This is a genomic window from Enterococcus sp. OL5, assembly GCF_006491895.1.
GTDB classification, from domain to species: domain Bacteria; phylum Bacillota; class Bacilli; order Lactobacillales; family Enterococcaceae; genus Enterococcus_D; species Enterococcus_D innesii.
The window spans coordinates 143,393-162,262 of the sequence record NZ_VHIL01000004.1 but is presented as its reverse complement, the minus strand read 5'-3'; the positions used below and the strand labels follow the sequence as shown (position 1 = coordinate 162,262).

The following is an 18,870-nucleotide window of genomic DNA, read 5'->3' as shown; positions in this document are numbered from 1 at the left end:
TCTAGACAAATTCGCTCAAATATTCCCAACGATCTATTTTTTCTGCCAGTTGCGTTTCAACCTCGCTGATTTCTTGCTGTAATTTTTGGAGCTTCGTAAAGTCCGCACCTTGATGATTCATTTCTTCAGTTAAAGCGGCTGCTTTTTCTTCTAATGCCGCAATATCATCCTCAATCGTCGCCCACTCTTTTTGTTCCATATAACTCAGTTTCTTTTTGACAGGCGCTGCAGCAGTCGCCTCACTTTCAGCAGAATGTGAATCGGTTTTTGTTTCTTTTGGCTCTAGTACACTCGAACTAGCTTTATTGGTATTGGCTGCTAGATATTCATTGATGGAACCAAAGTAGGACTTAATCTTGCCATTTCCTTCGAAGATCAGCAATTTTTGGGCAACTTTATCTAAAAAGTAACGGTCATGGGAAACAGTGATGACTGCACCTGGAAATGTTTCCAAATAATTTTCCAAAATCGTCAAGGTATCAATATCCAAATCGTTGGTTGGTTCATCTAACAAGAGAACATTTGGCTGTCCAATCAATAGCTTGAGTAAAAATAGTCGTCGTTTTTCCCCGCCAGACAGCTTGCCGATCTTGGTGCCATGCATGGATCGCGGAAACAAAAACTGTTCCAGCATTTCTGCGACACTGACTTGTGAGCCATCCACTTTTTGCACTTCCTCGGCTGCTTCTTGCAAATAAGCAATCATTCGCTGATCAGGGTTCATCGCTTCAATCGTTTGCGTATAATAAGCCATTTTCACCGTCACGCCCATCGTACGCTCCCCTTCTTCTAAAGGCAGGCGTCCAGCTAAAATATTGAGCAACGTTGATTTGCCCGCACCGTTTTCTCCTGTGATCCCTAAGCGTTCTCTTGATTGAATCAACAAATCAAAGTGTGACAAAATCGTTTTGTTTTCAATCTGGAAACTCGCATCTTTTAGTTCTAAGACTTGTTTGCCTAAGCGTGTCGTAGCAACATCAATGGCCACTTCGCCGTTCCGTTTTACTTGATGTAGGTTTTCTTTTAAATCATCGAAACGATCGATCCGGGCCTGTTGTTTCGTTGTACGGGCTTTTGCACCAGTACGAATCCAAGCCAACTCATGTTTGTACAACTGCTTGCGTTTGTCTTCTTGCGTCTCCTCCACACGTTCTCGTTCTGCTCGAGCATGAAGATACGTCTCGTAATTGCCTTGATATTCATGCAACTTGCCAAAGGACAATTCAAAAATCCGATTAACGACTCGATCCAAAAAGTAGCGATCGTGGGTCACCATCAGTAACGCACCCCGATAATTCTTTAAATAGCCTTCCAACCATTGAATTGCATCATAGTCCAAGTGGTTAGTCGGTTCATCCAATAACAACAGGTCTGGTTCATCGATCAACACTTGAGCCATAGCTACTCGTTTCTTTTGACCTCCAGATAACTCACTGACCTTTTTCTCTAACTCACTGATCCCAAGCTTTTGTAAAATAATCTTGGCAGTTGTATCTGTATTCCAAGCATCGGCTTTATTCATCGCTTCTTCTGCCAACTGATAATTCCGTTGCGTTTGTTGATCCAAGCCATTATTCTCTAAGGCAATCAGCGCTTTTTCATAGTCACGAACAACGCGAATCAGCGGACTTGTGCCTTGAAAAACAGCATCTACAACAGATAATTCTTCTTGTAACTGATTGTCTTGAGCCAAGAAACCGATGCGATAATCTTGGGCGGCAAATACCGTTTGGCGATCGCCATCTCCGCGATCCAAACCGGCTAAGATCCGTAACAAACTCGATTTTCCCGTGCCATTGACACCGATCAAACCGATTCGATCTTTTTCATGTATCAGAAAAGAAAGCTGATCAAACAGTGTTTTTTCACCGTAAGTTTTGGTTAATTCACTTACTTTTAATTCTTTCACAGAATCCCTCCTGAGTTTTTTCTTCGCTCATTGTACCACATTTCATCAACGGAGACGATGAGAGAAAAAAATCAATTTATGTAAAAAAAGAATGCCTTCGTCAGTTTATTCCATGGATGATCCATGTTGATCACCTACGGGGAATAACCTGACGAAGACACTCCATAAAACATGCATCAATTCATGCACCTTTTGAGACATATTATCGGCGGAACATCCGCTGTTTCGGCTGTTCTTCCGCTCGAGACATCGCATACGATTCTAACAGATTGACATTGCGTCGATATTCATTCGCAGAAATCGTCGAGATTTTTCAGCAACTTCATATTCATCGATCGTCTTGCGCTCGAGATAATAGCCCCAAAGGACTTTCTTGACAAAAATCGGATCTTGCTCGATCATGATCGTTTCAATGAAATTGCTATGTTCAAACCGTTTGATGCTCATTTCTCGTTGACGAATAAAGAAATTGATCAGCGAGGAATCATAGACATCTTCTAAATTGCTCAAACTGTGAAAAATGTATTCGCTGTTTTTTAAGTAGATTTTTTGTACTTCAGAAATGTCTCGTTGTTTCAAGGCATCTTTCAGTTGCTGCCGTCGCTGTAAAAACAAACGAGGATGGATCAATACACGAATAAAGCGCTGAATAAAGAAGAGCCAAAAACTAAAGAATGAGAGAATTTGTTTTGCGAGGGAATGCTGTTGCTGAGAAATAAACCGTGAATAAAAACGATAGCCATTTAGACTGACTTTCCCATTTCGATAGGCTTCATCCAAGCCATCTTGTTCGATCGACAAGATCAACCCTTGAATTTCTTGGATTTCTTGTTTTTCTGAATCTGTCAAACTATTGCGATACAATTCCCAACGGCGATTTTCATAGGAATTGATGACAGCATCAATCGCTAAGCGACCTTTATCAGAAAGCTCTTGTTTTTCTTCTGCTTCCAATTGTTCGATGACGTCTTCTAAGATCAGCAAGTGATTGAAGTCGACACTTTCGGCAGCTTCACCATCTGCCAAATAAGGCAAGACCATCACGCTGATGATCAATGTCAGCAAAATCACACAGGCAGTCAAAAACAAGAGCAAGCTCCGTTCCTGAAACGGTGTCTCATGCACCATCACCGGTAAAATAAAGATGGCTGCCAAACTGACTGTTCCCTTGACGCCACCAAAGGTCAACAAGGCGACTTGATTCATAGACACTTGTTTTTTTGACTGTAAGAACCAATAATAAAATAGTAAAAAGAGAAAACGAACGAGGAAAATCACCGCTGTGACGACTAAAATCGTGATGACTAGATGCCAGTTTGCATAGTTTTTGCTTTCCCAGATCGGTGAGAAGACTTGTGACAACTCAATCCCTAGAAAGAGAAACACTAATGCGTTCAATGTAAAGACTATGGTCGACCATGTGCTTTCCGAAATGTTCGCCAACTCTGCATCAAACAACGAGATTCGCCGTTTTCTTTGGGCTTGGGCAACCCCAGCCACAACTGCTGCGATGATCCCTGAGACTCCGATCATTTCTGCCAGCAAATAGGCAGCAAATGGCAAGAGTAGTTCAATCAATAAGTATACTGTGACATCTTGTGCCGAGATTTTTTCAATAAAACGTAAAATCCGGCGTTTCAGCCACACAATCAAGTAACCGATAAGCCCGCCGCCGATACTAGAGAAAAGGAGTTGGAAACCTGCGTTGGCTGCTGAAAAACTCCCGGTGGTCAAAGCCACGATAGCAAACTGTAATGCGGTAACCCCCGAAGCATCATTCAGTAAGCCCTCGCCTTCCAGAATATGCATAATATTTTTGGAAATTTTCAAACGTTTTGCTAATGAAGAGACTGCCACCGCATCAGTTGGACCTAAAGCAGCACCAAAAGCGAAGCAAGCAGCCAGAGGAATCGTCGGCATTAGCCAATGGAGTGTTCCCCCGACGGCAAATAATGTCATTAAAACGCCACCAAAAGCCAAAAATAGCACGATCTTGCTGTTTTTTAAGATTTCCGGAACGTCTGCCCGCTCACCTTCACGAAATAGCAATGGACCAATGATCATTACTAAGAACATTTCTGGCTCAAAGGCGATCTCTTGGCCCATCTCTGTAAGACCTAATAAAATTCCTAAAATAATTTGAATAAAAAAGATCGGTACCGAGGGCAATATTTTGCTCGCCACATTTGATAATGTGACAAGAATTGCAATGATAATGACGAGTTCAATAAATTCCATCCATTACCCTCTTTTCTTTCGAATTGCTAATAACAGCTCAAGAAAATCTTCTTTTTTCAAAAGGATCTTATCGTTTAGAAGACCTAACTCCTTTTCGTTATTTTCAATCTCACATTGGACACGTCGTGATTCCAAGCGGTAAAGATCATGTTTCATTCGTTCAAATTTTCGGAAAAGCAATGGATTTTTCCGTTGCAAATACTCCCGAATCTCCTTTTTTTCAGCTGGTGTAAATTGTCCCAACTGCTTCATTAGTTCTTGCTTACTTAAACATTCCTTGTTCATAATTGCGTTTTTGGCCCCTTTTATCATCAGTTTATCTTTTTATTTATTGTACAAATCAAAATTATCTCTTGACCGCTAGTATTCTAAGCCAATCATTCAAAAATAGCAAGTCTTTCTCACTAAATGTTGGTTTTCTATCAGTTTTCTTATAAAACAAAAAAACCGCAGTCTTCACTGCGATTTTTTATGCTTATTTCATATATAAGTCGTAGTAAGCATCCATGATTTCTTTGGCGATTTGAATATTCGGATGGGTATCTGTGTCACCCTTTAATTGAGGCATTACGATCGCAATGGCAATATCCGCATCGCTGCTAGGTCCGTATGCCACGATATTCAAGTTTACTAAGCTGACGGTGTTACCGTTACTATCCACGATCGGCGTCTCGGCAGTCCCTGTTTTAGCGGACACTTCCATTTTCGCAGAGGCCAAGCCTTTGGCAGTTGCCCACGCATCCGTTCCATGAACTGCATCATAAAACCCATTTTGAATAATTTGCATTTGAGCATCCGTTAAACCAACTTCATTCAATACCGTTGGTTCGATCTCTTCAATCAGTGAGCCAAGACCGCCAGTTTCATCATTGCCGTAAATGCCGTCAACGATGTGAGGCTGCAATCTTTTGCCACCATTAGCAACGGTTGCTGCATATTGTGCCAGTTGCAACGTCGTATAGGTATCAAACTGACCAAATGCCAAGTCAAGGATCTTCCCACCATCACTGACCGGGTCCATGTTATCGATCGATGTGCTGATACCAGTCGCTTCTCCCGGTAAATCGATCCCAGTTTCAGTTCCCATACCAAAAGAGGCAAAAGACGAACGTAGTTTTTCATAGACATCCCCTTGACGATCCACTGTTGGAATCGAGATACCTGACTGATAATTGATGCCCATCAAACGTAAAGCGACTTGCATCATATAGGAGTTAGAAGAAACTTCCAACGCCTGCTCCGCAGAAAGATTACGATTATTTGCCCCAGTTGGGTTGAAAATTGAGGCTTTTACATCGGAGCCAATTCTGATTGGTTGATCCAATAACACTTCATTGCCGTTTAAGACCCCATTTTCCCAGCCGGCAGCCAAAGTCCCTGCTTTGACAACGGACCCTGGTACAAAGGAATTAATAAAGGTGCCAATGGCATCTTCCCGCAATTCATTTGAACCTGTGTCATGATGATAGCCAGACATTGACAAAATGCCACCGGTTTTTGGATTTAACGCCACTGCGTAAACCCCTGGAGAATATTCTGCTGCCCCAGAATCAATCAGTTTTTGGAAATTGTCTTGCAAGATTTTATCAACTCTCGCTTGAAACTCAGCATCCAATGTTAGAACAAGGTTATCCCCTTTTGCTCCAGCAAAGGTTTCTTTTTGACTTTCAATATTATTATTGTTATCAAGAGAGATCTCAGAAATGGATTTTGTACCTTGTAAGACTTCTTCATACTGCTGCTCTAAATAGCTACGTCCAACACGGTCATTACGAGCATAGCCTTTTTCTAAAAATTCCTCCAAGACTTCTTCAGGAATTCCTTGTTCTTCACTGGTCACCGTTCCGATCAAACTAGCCAGAGAACTTCCTTCAACGATCTTTCGTGTCCAATCGGTACCGGTGGAGATTCCCGGTAAATCGACCATGTTTTCAGCAACAATAGCTAATTCACGGTCAGACACATCTGACGTCTTAATAAAGACAGTACTCAAAGATTGGGCGCTATTCATCCGCTTAAAAATCGTGGCTGCTTCTAATTCGGCATCAGAAAAATTGATTTCATCTTCTGTCACTTTCTCAACGGTTGCCGCATATTGTTCAGAAGCATCTAAAGAACGCTCTTCATCACTCAATCGGTCAGTTGCTGCTTCAAGATTGTCTTCATCTGCTAGCCAAAAATCCTTAAGATCACGGTCAGACAAGTTTTTGTCCACAGGTACTTCAATCAACTCGCTCAATTTTTTGGCCGTTTCTAACAGATCTTGAGCGGTCATTTTGTTTCCGCGGGTAAATGTGATTGCCGCATTGGCTTGATTTTCCACCAGCGCTTTTCCAGAAGCATCATAGATCATTCCCCGTGGGGCGCTTCCTTTGACTTCCACTACAGATGAAGCTTTCAACTGCTGCTCAATATTGTCGCCATTGACGATCTGTAGATAGCCTAATTGAACGATCAAAGATACAAACAAAGCAAAAATAATAAAAAACAAAAAGTTTAATCGAAATGGAACATGAGATTTGCGATACGATTTAGCCTTTGGTTCTTCTGGCCCCTTACGTATCCCTTGGACAACTTTATCTTTCAAATTCTTCATCTCATCTATCCTTCCAATCTATAATGACTACTGTCCTATTTTACCAAAAAATTCGATTCGAAACAGAAAAAACAAAAAATATCCATTAATCCTTAGAAAAAACTATAAAAATTGGCGTGATTCCGAGTAAATGTTTCACAGTTTAATTGTTTCATTTTCATTCTTTCATGAAAAAATTGTTTTTTTAATGCTTTCTTATGTTTTTTCATTTGATGATCTCGTGAAACAAGATTCCCCCTGGTACTTTTGTGGAAAACTAAAAGCAGGAGGACTTTCGGTCACCCTGCTTTTTTAGGCTTCTAAAGATACTAGCTACTCCCCAGTTGTTGAATTTTCTTCTGAGAAGGTCAAACTGTCGTCGTATAACTGATAATTAGGCGATCCGTTAGTATATTCATCGCCTTGGGTCAAACCCTCGTTCGTCGGAAGCTGCAACTGCTCCTTTAACAAATTTTGCGTATGCAACAACTGATTCGTCCCCAATAACTGATAATACACTCCACCAATCAGTTGCCCTTCTCCTTGGAGTTGCTCTTGTTTGATGGTCGTAAAAGCAGGAATATAATTGGTACCGATGTCCATCATATCATTCCACGTAAGATCCGTCTTCGAATTCTTTTCAACCGCTTTGAGAATCTTTTGGTAATTACTGATGCCATCCAGACTCATAACTTTTTGAAGAATTTTCGTAACCACTTCTCTTTGCCGTCTTTGGCTTCCGATATCTCCTTCCGGATCTTGTTTACGCATCCTTGCATAAGCCAAACCTGTTTTCCCATCTAAGGTGATTCGCCCTTCAGGGACATGAACACCTTCTAAAGTAAAATCGATAGCATTTGTCACCTCGATACCTCCAACTGCATCGATCAGATCCCGCATCCCTTGCATATTGATCGTCACATAGTGATCGATAGGAATGTCCAAGAGATTTTCAACAGAGTCCATGGCCATAGCCTCCCCACCGAAAGCATACGCATGATTCAGCTTATCGATCGTATTATAACCAACGATTTGTATGTAAATATCACGATCAAGGCTAATGATCGTTGACTGTTTTTTTCAGGATTGACCGTCACCACCATCATACTATCCGAGCGACCTTGCTCGGTACGGCCTAATGCTCCAGTATCTATTCCCATCAGCAAAATGGAAAACGGATCTCGATCTTCAATGCTGATCGCTTCCTCTCGTTTGTCTGTTTTCCGATCAACAGCGTGAGAGATTTGATTAAACGTGGCATTTGTCTCTCGATAAACCTGCATCCCGTAAATCGTTACTCCAATGATTCCAACCACTAACACGACTAAAATACCTAAAATTCCCTTTTGATATCTCCGCATCTTACACCTCACCAATAAAAATTCACTCGTCAAATAAATTTTCCCACAAAACACATCTTTCAGCAATCGCTATCATGAATCAACTTCATATTTAATGCTTCCGTAACTTCTTTGAAATAAACAAAAATAAAGTGTCCCCTCTAAGTTAGAGGGGACACCGCAAATAGTCTTTTTTAAATATAATCCACAAAACGAGCGCGGAACTTCATATGCAAATGACTTCCTAGAATAAGAAGCATCAAAGTTAAACACCAGAAGATAAGTGTGTAGGTCGTTTTTCCCAAACCCATGCACGGGAAAGAAAAGCATCACGAAATCCTTCGATTAGATAGTATATTGGATTCAAGTGTAGTATTTTAATTAGCCAATCTGGCAAATTACGATTATTGATATTCCAAATAGGTCCTGAAACATAGAATAATAAACGTAGAACTGATTGTAAGAAAATATGATAATCACGTATCAGTACTGTTATTGTGGCGTTCAATAAACCAAATGCAAATAAGAAAACAATCATCGCAAGAAAGTAATAAACAAATTGTAACCAATAGATACTTGGTGTCACACCAGCTATGAATAATGAACCTACCACGATTGCCACCATAGGGATGTAGGATGACAAATTACTTATAATATTGATCGATGGTAGGATACTGACTGGAAACTTCATTTTCGCTACCATTCCAACTTGTCGGTGTATACTGTTTGATGCTCCTAAAATTGATGCACTAATATAAAACCATGCTGTGATCCCAATCAACATCCAGATAATAAATGGCACCCCGTCAACATTTCCATTTTTGTTAACACCTAGACCAAATACCAAGTAATAGATACCTACTTGAATAGCGGGATTTAAAATCTGCCAAGCTAGCCCTAAATAGTGACTTTGATATGTCGCTTTATCTTCATAACGGGACATCCGAAAAATAATCCCCGCATTTTTAAATTGTTCTTTTATAACTGCAGCAATCTCTTTCACAAACTTCTTCCTTTTCTATATGAACTAAACAAAGAAACATCTTCTTTATTTGAAAACTTGACTGATTGTTTCAATAGGATTCTTAATTGCGTAAGTAATCGAACGCCCACTAAAAGAAACCAGCGAACAAAATATCGTAGCGGCTACTACCAAACCTAGGATCCCTTTAGTTGGCCAGCTCATTTTTTCCCCTAAAGGTGTACGTTTTAAGTTTTTTTGAATCATTTGGTCCGAAAGATTTTGTTGTTGCAAGAAGTGATCTTCACGGCTTTTTTCTGCTAATTTCTCCAAATTAAAGGCTTTCTGGTCTTCTTTATAATTGTCTTGATAGGCTTTTTGCTCTTTCTTTGGCTGCTTTTTGAACCAATCAATGAATTTGCGATATTCAGCCATTACTTCTTCAGTAGGACCAAACATCCGTAAATCACCATAGTGCATCCAGATCGTCCGGTCACAAAGTTTTTCTACCTGTCCCAAAGCATGACTGACAAAAAAGATGGTTTTTCCAGCTGCTTTAAATTCCATAATTTTATCCACACATTTTTGATAAAAAGTTTCATCACCGACAGACAAAGCTTCATCAATAACTAAAATATCTGGATCATTATGAACAGCAATAGCAAAGCCTAACCGTGATTTCATCCCACTGGAATAGCTTTTAACTGGTTGATTGATAAAGTCGCCCAAATCAGCAAAGGCCACGATTTCAGGCATTTTTTCATCAATTTCTTTATTAGTCATTCCAGACATCAAGGCTTTAAGTCGAATGTTTTCTAATCCAGTCAGCTGATATTTTAATCCCGCACCGATCGCGATAATCGAGGTGTCACCATTTACTTCCATCGTACCGGATGTCGGTGGGATAATCCCACTGATCACGTTGGATAAAGTTGATTTTCCAGAACCATTGATTCCAATGATCCCAACGGATTCGCCGGCTTTCACATCAAAGCTGACCCCTTTTAAGGCCCAAAATCGAGGAACATTGCGATGATAGAACTTGAATAATGCTTTTACTTTATCCGCTTTCTTTTTATATAAGTCGTATTCTTTCGTCACTAAAGTTGCACGGACTTTGATTTCTTTTTCCACTTTCTTCATCCATTCTCATAGAATTTCTAATTGATCGAGTCAACTCACAAAACATCATACCATATTTTGAGTTCTGAACAAATAATCAATGAAAAACTAGTAATAAAATCTTAATTTCTTGAAGTTGCGTTCAACAAAAAAAACATCTATAAAAGATGCTTTTTTATAATAGTCCTTTTAATTGGTAAGTTTCAAATCTTTTTTGATTTGAGTAGTTGATATTTCCGGAGTCCGTGCTAGATAGATCACTTCAGCATCGGTTTCTTCTTGAATAAAATCAAATTTGCCAGCCCAATCGTCTCCCATAACAAAGGTATCCACATGATATTCTTTGACATCGGAAACTTTTTGTGTCCAGCCTTCTTCAGGGATCACTAGATCCACATATCGAATCGCTTCTAATAATTGCTTTCTTTTCTCATAAGAAAAGTAGCATTTTTTTTGTTTTTCGTTCCAATTAAATTCATCCGTTGATAGTGCCACGATCAAATAATCGCCTTGCTCTTTTGCACGACGCAAAAGATTGATATGTCCATAATGCAATAGATCAAATGTTCCGTAAGTAATTACTCGTTTCATTCTTATCCCTCTTCGCTTCTTAATCTTACTAATGTATTGAAGATACCAAATATGGCGAGAAATAGCAAATTAAAAAAGCTGAGGGCTTACTCAGCTTTTCCGTTCTTATTTAGACTTTGGTCACTTCCGCTGCTTGCGGTCCGCGGGCACCTTCAACGATCGTAAATTCAACTTCTTGACCTTCTTCAAGTGATTTAAAACCGTCTCCTTGAATGGCAGAAAAGTGAACAAATACATCATCGCCACCGTCAACTGTAATAAAACCAAACCCTTTTTCGTTGTTGAACCATTTTACTTTCCCATGTTCCATAGTGTGTAAAGCCTCCAATAATTATAATCCGACGATTCCGTCGCCTTTATTATAGCGGATTATGTAAGCGTTAGCAATATCAAAACGATTCTTTCTATCCACAAAAAAAGAAGCCTTTTAGCAGGCTTCTTTCTAGTAAATTGTTTAAGCTTTTGCGAAATATTCGTTTACTTTGTCCCAGTTAACAACACTCCAGAAAGCATTGATGTAATCTGGACGAACATTTTTGTATTTCAAGTAATACGCATGTTCCCAAACATCTAAACCTAAAACAGGTGTTTGACCATCCATCAATGGTGAATCTTGATTCGCTGTTGAAGTAACCGCTAGTTTACCATCTTTCACGACTAACCATGCCCAACCTGAACCAAAACGTCCGGTTGCAGCAGTTTTAAATTCTTCTTTAAAGTCTTCAAAGCTGCCAAAAGTTTCTTCAATTGCCTCTTTGATGGCTCCAGTAGGTTCGCCACCAGCATTTGGGCCTAAGATTTCCCAGAAGAACGTGTGGTTGGCATGGCCGCCACCATTGTTACGAACTGCTGTTTGAATATCTTCTGGTACAGAAGAAAAGTCAGCTAATAATTCTTCAACTGTTTTTTCACCTAATTCAGGATGTTTTTCAATCGCTGCGTTTAAGTTTGTTACATAAGTGTTATGGTGTTTATCATGATGCAAATGCATCGTTTCTTCATCAATGTATGGTTCTAATGCATCGTATGCGTAAGGTAAATCTGGTAATGTGTAAGTCATAAAAAAATTCCTCCTCAATGATAATGTTTACATAAGTAACATTATCAGACTATCAGACTTTGTTCAAAAAATATGCTTACTTTTTCTCACTTTTTTTCGTATTGAAAATCAAAAATTTACTAAACACATAGTTTGCCAAAACAACAACAACTTGGGTGACCAGCTTGGCAACTAGATCGCCGGTTGCCAAAATTGAAATAAATAGATACATACAAAGCATATCTAAGCCTAATGATAAGACGCGAAAGAAAATGAACTTCCCAAATGCCGCCCATGACTCTTGCTTTGTCTCGGTTTTTGCTTCAAAGACCCATAACTTATTTGTAAAGTAGGCGAACAAAACAGAAGCAATCCAGGAAATCACATTCGCTGTCTGGTAATAAAAACCAAATCCTTCACGAAAAACGAGGTAGACGACAATGTTGACTACAGTCGTTAATCCACCAAAAAATAAATACGTAATCGGCTCCCACAACTTTTTTTGCTGCAAGAACTGCTTGTATTCGTTGTACTTTTGCATTCTTTTGCCTACTTTCAATTCTTTATTTATTCATTCATTCGATTATTGGTTCTTTTTTTGTGAATTCCTTGTAATTCAAAGAACCCTTCGTTACAATTACTCTAGTTATACCACAAAGGAGTTCATCAGCAAATGACTATCGTCCAACTATTTAAAATTGCTTTTTTCCGAATACCTGATTTAAAATTTGTCAAAAAAGCAGAATTTTCCAAAGTAATCGTTTTTCTATTAAGCGCCTCCGTGCTTATCGCGGTACCGATGACCATCAATGTATTAGGTGTCTTTCGCGATGTGCAAGCAGACGGACAAAAAATTGGAGAATCGATCCCAGATTTTACGATCGAAAATGGCAAGCTTGCTACAGCGCCGGGTACGCAAGGTTTCATTTATCAAACCGATTCGATCATCTTTACTTTCGATCCAGATGGCAACCGTACGCCAGCAGATATTGCATCTGATGTCACTGGCTCTGTCATCGCTGTTGCCTTGTTAAAAGATCAGCTGGTCATCCGTATCCCCTCTTCTGGCTTATCGACGTCAATGTTAGATTCTAATCAATTAGAATTTGATTACAGTGAGCCTGCGCTGCGCAATCTTAACGGTCAGGCGATTCGAGAAGCGCTATCAAATCAAGCGATCCCCTGGCTAATCAAACTCATTGTCTTTTTTGTTGCATTGTATCCATCATTTGTCAGCTTGCTGATCACCTTAGTGATGGGGACCTTTATTGCAACGATCTATACAAGATTAAAACGATTCTCCTATACTTTCTTTGAAAATTTAAAGATTCTGATCGTAAGTGCTGCATTGCCTACGCTTATTAGTGTAATCGTACAACTACTATTGCCTTCCTTCGATGCAAACACCTTTATTTTGTTTGGTTCTTTATTCTTATTCACACAAGGGGTCAAACATTCTCCAAAAATTCAGTTTAAAACCTAATCTAGGCCATGTTCAATTCCTTGAACATGGTTTTTTTCTCATTCTTTGCTACACTTAAGTTAAAAGGAGGCTTGGCAATGAAAAAAATAATCTTAGCCACTCGAGAGTTTCGCGACACATACGTGAAACAAATCGAAAAAGACTATCAATTTCTTGTGTACAGAAAGGACCAAGCAATTGATTGGTCACAAGTAGAAATTACCATCGGTTGGAAGCCCGAATGGAAGGACTACCTACTAACGGAGAAAACAAATTTGAAATGGGTCCAAGCAATTTCAGCTGGCGTAGACACCTTACCCTTAAAAGAGTTTGCGAAATACGGCATTCGCTTATCTAATGGTAGCGGCATCCATGCTGAATCGATTACAGACCATCTATTGGCTCTACTATTTATGGAAAACCGCGGGATTTTCCAAGCAATCCAACAACAAAGAAAACAGCAATGGTCACCGAATACGATTCCCTATACAAAATTGTCGGACCAAGAAATTTTGATCGTTGGTACGGGACAAATTGGTCAAAAGTTAGCTCAAGCATTGACCTTTTTTGGTGTAAGTCCCATTGGTATCAATACTAGCGGGCATGAGGTGGCGGGTTTTGATAAAACGTTTGCGTTATCTGACTTACACGCTTGCGCAAAAACCGCCGATTGCGTCATCAACATCCTTCCTCTGACGGAAGAAACCACTCACTTGTATGATGCAGCTTTTTTTGCCCAAATGAAACCTAGTGCTTCCTTTTATAATGTCGGCCGCGGGCCTAGTGTGGATACCACTGCATTAGCAAAAGCCCTAGAAAAAAAGCAGCTGGCATTTGCCGCACTGGATGTTTTTGAAGAAGAGCCATTGCCCGAGAATGATCCGTTATGGCTCATCGAGAACCTTTTGATAACCCCCCATATCTCAGGGCATACGCCCCATTTTCAAAAGGCATTTATGGCCATTTTCTTAGCGAATCTCCAACAATTTTTGGCGAAACAAGAACTTGAAAAAAATGAGATAAACTTGGATAAAGGCTACTAACAAATTCTTTCCGCAAAAAAAGTGTACAGTTGGAGGCGAAACCTTCAGATTGTACACTTTTAATTTATCGTTGTTTTTCTTGGTCTTTTTCAGTTTCTTTCAAGAAATATAAGGGTCTATTTTTGGTTTCTAAGAAAATTTTCCCAATATATTTCCCGATGATTCCCAAACAAAGCAATTGCAAGCCGCCCACAAATAAGAAAATGCTAACCATCGATGGCCAACCAGTTGTTGGATCACCAAAGATAAAGGTTCTGATCACAATAAATACCAAAGCAATCAGAGAGCCCAAGCAAGAAAGCGCCCCAATAAACGAAGCAATGTTCAGAGGGGTATCCGAAAAGTTGACAATCCCGTCGATCGAATATTGAAATAGTTTCCAAAATGACCACGAAGTCTCACCAGCGACTCGTTCCCGGTTCTCATAGGCGATGTATTCTGTATCAAAGCCGACCCAACTGAAGATCCCTTTTGAAAAGCGATTGTATTCTGACAGCTGTAAAACGGCATCTACCATATTACGGCGCATCAAGCGAAAATCTCGGGCACCATTTACCATTTCGGTATCGGCAATTTTGTTGATAATATTATAAAAAGCATCTGAGAAAAAACTACGGATCTTCGGTTCTCCTTTGCGATCCGCCCGTCTAGTCCCCACACAATCAAGCTCTGGTTTTGCTTCCAGCATCGCAAACATTTCTGGCAGTAATGTCGGCGGGTCTTGTAGATCTGCGTCCATCACAGTGACAAAATCGCCTTTCGCCGCTTGTAAGCCTGCATAAAGTGCAGCTTCTTTGCCAAAGTTTCTCGAAAAAGATAAATAGCGAACACTTTCGGGGTGGTCACGATATAACTCTCTTAAAACAGGTAGTGTTTGATCTGAAGAGCCATCATTGACAAAAATATATTCAAAGGGCATATTTAATTGTCTCTTCACTTTTTCTGTTTCCTCAAAGAATATCGGCAAGCTCGCCTCTTCATTAAAACAAGGTACAACAATTGATAACATCGGTTTCATCTCCTAGAGCCAATCGAGTTACATCGGTCATCATTTGACCAAACTCATATTATTTTTTATCCTCACTAAAATCATACTTGGGTTCATCTAACCTTTGATCATAATCAACTGTCAGATCATAGCCTTTGAAAAACCACTCATCCGCTTCATCAATAAAAAAAAGCAAGCCGTCAATTGTTCGTTCAACGATCGGACGTTCTGGTTTATCGACTGACATCCCCACGGAAAATCCGTCATGCACTTGTGTTTTGCCATAAATTTTTCCAAAAAAACGAATCCCGCTTCCTTGGTCTACCACCAATTCTTTTTTGAACCATTGCATTGCTTCAGGACTTATTGTTAAGTTCATTTTCTTCACTCCTAATCATTCATATGTTCATCAAGTATATCTACATCATCTGTATTGCCGATCACGAGTAAATTGTCATTTTCACGCACGATCGCCTCTGCATCTGGCGAAACGATCACTTGTCCTGGTCCCCGACGAATCGCAACAACTGTCAGACCATACTTTTGTCGAAAATTCAGCTCAATCAGGGATTTATTGAAAAAGCGTGGATTGGACACACGAATTTCTGCTAGAGAAAATTCATCAGATAGTTCAATATAATCTAAGATATTTTTGGAAACTAGATTATGGGCGATGCGAATCCCCATATCACGTTCAGGATGGACGACACGATCTGCGCCGAGTTTTTCCAGTACACGGGCATGGTATTCGTTTTGGGCTTTCGCTAAGATATTAGGAACACCCATTTCTTTGACCATCAAGGTCACCAAAATACTAGCTTGAATATCCTCACCGATCGCAACGATCACATGGTCAAAGTTACGAATCCCTAGTGAACGCAAGGTCATCTCATCTTGTGCATTGCCGACCACCGCATGGGTGGCGATATTCATGTACTCATTCACCCGATCTTCATTGCTATCGATGGCCAGTACTTCTTGACCAGATTCAATCAACGTGCGACAAATACTGCCACCAAAACGGCCCAGACCGATTATTGCATAATTTTGCTTCACCACAAACGCTCCTTTTTTACCAGATCATAATTTAGTATAACAAAAACCTCCTCAACTGACCATGAGGAGGCATAATTATCGAGAATTTATTTTATCAAACCGTGTTTAAAAGCATATATTGTCGCTTGTGTACGATCTTCAACTTCCAATTTTGATAAGATATTCGATACATGTGTCTTAACAGTTTTCAAGGTAATAAAGAGCGAATCCGCAATCTCTTGGTTACTCTTTCCTTCGGCGATCAACAGTAACACTTCTTGTTCCCGATTGGTCAAATCTTCATGTAGGATTGGTGTCCGATTCGTCAAACGATCCATCATTTTCGTGGTGACTTCGGGTTCTAAGACCCGCTCTCCTCGCTGGGTGGCACGAATGGCTTCCGCAATCTCATGAGCAGTAGACGTCTTTAACAGATAACCGGCCGCACCCGCTTCAATAGCTGGATAGACTTTTTCATCATCAATAAAACTAGTGACAATAATGATTTTTGCATCCGGCCAATCCTTTAAAATCAATTTCGTAGATTCGATCCCATCCATTTCATCCATCACTAAGTCCATCAAAATCACGTCTGGTCGCAGCTCCAAGGCCTTTTCATACCCTACTCGGCCATTTTCCGCTTCCCCAATCACTTCTATATCGTCTTGAATCGATAAGTAAGAAGATACCCCCAGACGAACCATTTCATGGTCATCAACTAACAACACGTTTATCATCCGTTATGCCTCCTTCAACAATGGAACTTTGATTTCAATGCTGGTTCCTTGCTTTTTAAAACTAATAATTTTCAACGTACCACCAACGGCACTCACCCGTTCTCGGATATTCATTAAGCCATAGCTGCCGGCTTTTTGATCCTGTGGATCAAAGCCAACCCCGTCATCGATCACCCGCAACAACACGTTATTATCGATGCGATGCAAGTAAACTTCTAACTCATCAGCTTTCGCGTGACGCAGTGTATTAGACAAGAGTTCTTGGATCACACGAAAGAGTTGATCCTCGATCGAACTAGGCATCGTAAAGTCTTCAATATCCCAAGTAAGCAAAATTTTGATTTTTGTCTCTAATTCCTTTAACAATTGCTCGATCCCTTGCTTCAAACTCTTGCCCTCCAATGTGACAGGTCGTAGATGAAGCAAGAGCGCCCGCATTTCAGATTGCGAAGCATTGATAATGTCTGTGACCATCGCTAACTGTTTCTTTTGGCTTTCTGGAGCATCTGTTCGAATCGCTTGCTCATTCAGTGCAGACATCATCATCATGGCGGCAAACAGCTGTTGAGAAACAGAGTCGTGCAATTCACGAGCCAGACGCTGCCTTTCTGCTTCTAAAATCTCTTCTTTCGTCTGACCATCGACAAACTGCGGTTTCGCATTCAATTGCTGCAATTCCATCGACATCTGTTTCATCTTCGATTGGATACTAGCAATATCACGATCCACATTCGCAATCAAATGGTTTTCAGACGCATGGGGGATCTTTGTTTCCAATAAAGGGCTATCGATATAGCCGCTGGCTAACAGTCTTAGCTTTTCTTCCACCGGACCGTATTGACGATTGCGGAAAAAAGAAATCAGTAAGAAGACAGCTAAAGCAATCAATGCAGATATTACAAGCAAGTGAAAGACGATAGGAATGAAAAAAAGTTTGATTTGAAAGACTTCTATCAGCCAATTATTTTTCCCACTGGCATACAAATAGGAGAACAACATCAAAATCATGGTAAAAAAACTTGCTAAGCCTGCATAAAACGCGATCATGCCTCTTGAAAATTTCCCGATCATACCCGAATCACCTCAACATCACCAACAAGGGTATTCGTTAAAATTTTCAAACGCCGACTATTTTCGCCATAATCAGGGCTGTAGATCGTCACTTTTTCATTTTTCAAGCTCGTTTCTTCGCCTTCAAAGATAACGGAGCCAATAAAAGTACTGTGCTCTAATTTGATTGCTATGCCAGCAGGCACTAAAATACGAGTTCTGCCAAAGCCTTTTCGTACGATCACGACGTTTTCTTTCTTAGGCAATAAAGTGTTGCCTAGATCAATGAAAGTGTCTCCCGTCAAAATATCTAAATTAATGTCATCCCATTCATAAACTTGACTGCCGATTCGTTCATTGCCTAACCATTGCTGTTTTTGTTTCAACGGATGATCCGCTTTTGGTTCTTCGGTTTCAACGATGATCATTTGTTTTTTGCGCCAGAAGGAATTTTTAGTCAAATCGATTCCGGTAATCTCGACTCCTTTTAATCCAATAAATAAAATCGCAAAAATCAGCATCAGCCACAATGCTGGACTATTTAACAAACTGATCAAAATAGCAATGGAACTTGAGACCATCAAGAAATTTTTAAAATTGCTCTTGCGCTCACTTCGGTTCACCAGAACCAAGCACGTCACACCAAGTATTAATAAAAATAATAATGGCGGATTAGATAAAATTTGCCATACCGCAAAAAGCAGTAAGAGCGCTTCAACAATAAAGAAAAAACGCCAAGGACTTTTCATTCAAGCTCCTCCTCCTAGTAATTCTACTCTA

The 18,870-nt window shown here is 40.0% G+C and carries 16 protein-coding genes and 3 pseudogenes; 2 read left to right on the top strand and 17 right to left on the bottom strand.

What is annotated here, in order from left to right; all coding sequences use genetic code 11:
- Nucleotide 1 precedes the first annotated feature (1 nt).
- The 11 genes and pseudogenes from FJU10_RS06635 to FJU10_RS06585 form a co-directional block, all read right to left on the bottom strand.
- Complete coding sequence (locus FJU10_RS06635; protein ID WP_140965433.1) at nucleotides 2–1,909, bottom strand: ABC-F family ATP-binding cassette domain-containing protein; 1,908 nt, start codon at nucleotides 1,907–1,909, stop codon at nucleotides 2–4.
- A 202-nt stretch (nucleotides 1,910–2,111) separates the two neighbouring features.
- Nucleotides 2,112–4,147, bottom strand: a pseudogene (locus tag FJU10_RS06630) (cation:proton antiporter).
- A gap of 3 nt (nucleotides 4,148–4,150) precedes the next feature.
- Nucleotides 4,151–4,432, bottom strand: a complete 282-nt coding sequence (locus tag FJU10_RS06625) for a hypothetical protein (RefSeq protein ID WP_015510017.1) — start codon at nucleotides 4,430–4,432, stop codon at nucleotides 4,151–4,153.
- Nucleotides 4,433–4,622: 190 nt separating this feature from the next.
- On the bottom strand, nucleotides 4,623–6,743 hold the full coding sequence (locus tag FJU10_RS06620; RefSeq protein WP_140965431.1) for a peptidoglycan D,D-transpeptidase FtsI family protein: 2,121 nt from the start codon (nucleotides 6,741–6,743) through the stop codon (nucleotides 4,623–4,625).
- A gap of 312 nt (nucleotides 6,744–7,055) precedes the next feature.
- Nucleotides 7,056–8,083, bottom strand: a pseudogene (locus FJU10_RS06615) (LCP family protein).
- A 173-nt stretch (nucleotides 8,084–8,256) separates the two neighbouring features.
- A pseudogene (locus tag FJU10_RS06610) lies at nucleotides 8,257–9,065 on the bottom strand (ABC transporter permease).
- 45 nt (nucleotides 9,066–9,110) lie between these two features.
- On the bottom strand, nucleotides 9,111–10,166 hold the full coding sequence (locus FJU10_RS06605; protein ID WP_140965430.1) for an ABC transporter ATP-binding protein: 1,056 nt from the start codon (nucleotides 10,164–10,166) through the stop codon (nucleotides 9,111–9,113).
- 168 nt (nucleotides 10,167–10,334) lie between these two features.
- Nucleotides 10,335–10,736, bottom strand: coding sequence for a glycerol-3-phosphate cytidylyltransferase (gene tagD, locus FJU10_RS06600; RefSeq protein ID WP_086292789.1), 402 nt, complete (start codon nucleotides 10,734–10,736; stop codon nucleotides 10,335–10,337).
- Between the two features lie 109 nt (nucleotides 10,737–10,845).
- Nucleotides 10,846–11,046 (bottom strand): cold-shock protein, encoded by a 201-nt coding sequence (locus FJU10_RS06595; protein WP_005229578.1) that lies wholly within the window; start codon nucleotides 11,044–11,046, stop codon nucleotides 10,846–10,848.
- A 144-nt stretch (nucleotides 11,047–11,190) separates the two neighbouring features.
- A complete protein-coding gene (locus FJU10_RS06590) occupies nucleotides 11,191–11,796 on the bottom strand; it encodes a superoxide dismutase (RefSeq protein WP_140965429.1) in 606 nt (201 codons plus the stop codon).
- A gap of 76 nt (nucleotides 11,797–11,872) precedes the next feature.
- Nucleotides 11,873–12,316: a GtrA family protein gene (locus tag FJU10_RS06585; RefSeq protein WP_034878673.1), complete on the bottom strand. Its 444-nt coding sequence runs from the start codon at nucleotides 12,314–12,316 to the stop codon at nucleotides 11,873–11,875.
- A 132-nt stretch (nucleotides 12,317–12,448) separates the two neighbouring features.
- Between FJU10_RS06585 and FJU10_RS06580 the strand changes: the two genes are divergently transcribed.
- Nucleotides 12,449–13,258, top strand: coding sequence for a DUF1189 domain-containing protein (locus FJU10_RS06580; RefSeq protein WP_140965428.1), 810 nt, complete (start codon nucleotides 12,449–12,451; stop codon nucleotides 13,256–13,258).
- Nucleotides 13,259–13,284: 26 nt separating this feature from the next.
- Entirely contained in the window at nucleotides 13,285–14,280 is a 996-nt protein-coding gene (locus tag FJU10_RS06575; RefSeq protein WP_140965550.1) for a phosphoglycerate dehydrogenase, read from the top strand.
- A gap of 64 nt (nucleotides 14,281–14,344) precedes the next feature.
- Here the strand turns inward: FJU10_RS06575 and FJU10_RS06570 are convergent, their stop codons facing one another.
- From FJU10_RS06570 to liaF, 6 genes are all read right to left on the bottom strand, one after another.
- Nucleotides 14,345–15,289 carry a glycosyltransferase family 2 protein gene (locus FJU10_RS06570; RefSeq protein ID WP_170924078.1) on the bottom strand — a complete coding sequence of 315 codons (945 nt, stop codon included), beginning with the start codon at nucleotides 15,287–15,289 and terminating at the stop codon, nucleotides 14,345–14,347.
- A gap of 58 nt (nucleotides 15,290–15,347) precedes the next feature.
- Nucleotides 15,348–15,647 carry a HesB/YadR/YfhF family protein gene (locus FJU10_RS06565; RefSeq protein ID WP_081119174.1) on the bottom strand — a complete coding sequence of 100 codons (300 nt, stop codon included), beginning with the start codon at nucleotides 15,645–15,647 and terminating at the stop codon, nucleotides 15,348–15,350.
- An 11-nt stretch (nucleotides 15,648–15,658) separates the two neighbouring features.
- Entirely contained in the window at nucleotides 15,659–16,324 is a 666-nt protein-coding gene (locus tag FJU10_RS06560) for a potassium channel family protein (RefSeq protein WP_005229566.1), read from the bottom strand.
- An 86-nt stretch (nucleotides 16,325–16,410) separates the two neighbouring features.
- Nucleotides 16,411–17,040, bottom strand: a complete 630-nt coding sequence (locus FJU10_RS06555) for a response regulator transcription factor (RefSeq protein WP_077452576.1) — start codon at nucleotides 17,038–17,040, stop codon at nucleotides 16,411–16,413.
- Nucleotides 17,041–17,043: 3 nt separating this feature from the next.
- Entirely contained in the window at nucleotides 17,044–18,111 is a 1,068-nt protein-coding gene (locus tag FJU10_RS06550) for a sensor histidine kinase (RefSeq protein WP_077452577.1), read from the bottom strand.
- On the bottom strand, nucleotides 18,108–18,839 hold the full coding sequence (gene liaF, locus FJU10_RS06545; RefSeq protein WP_010749367.1) for a cell wall-active antibiotics response protein LiaF: 732 nt from the start codon (nucleotides 18,837–18,839) through the stop codon (nucleotides 18,108–18,110). The genes FJU10_RS06550 and liaF overlap by 4 nt, the downstream gene beginning before the upstream one ends.
- Nucleotides 18,840–18,870 lie beyond the last annotated feature (31 nt).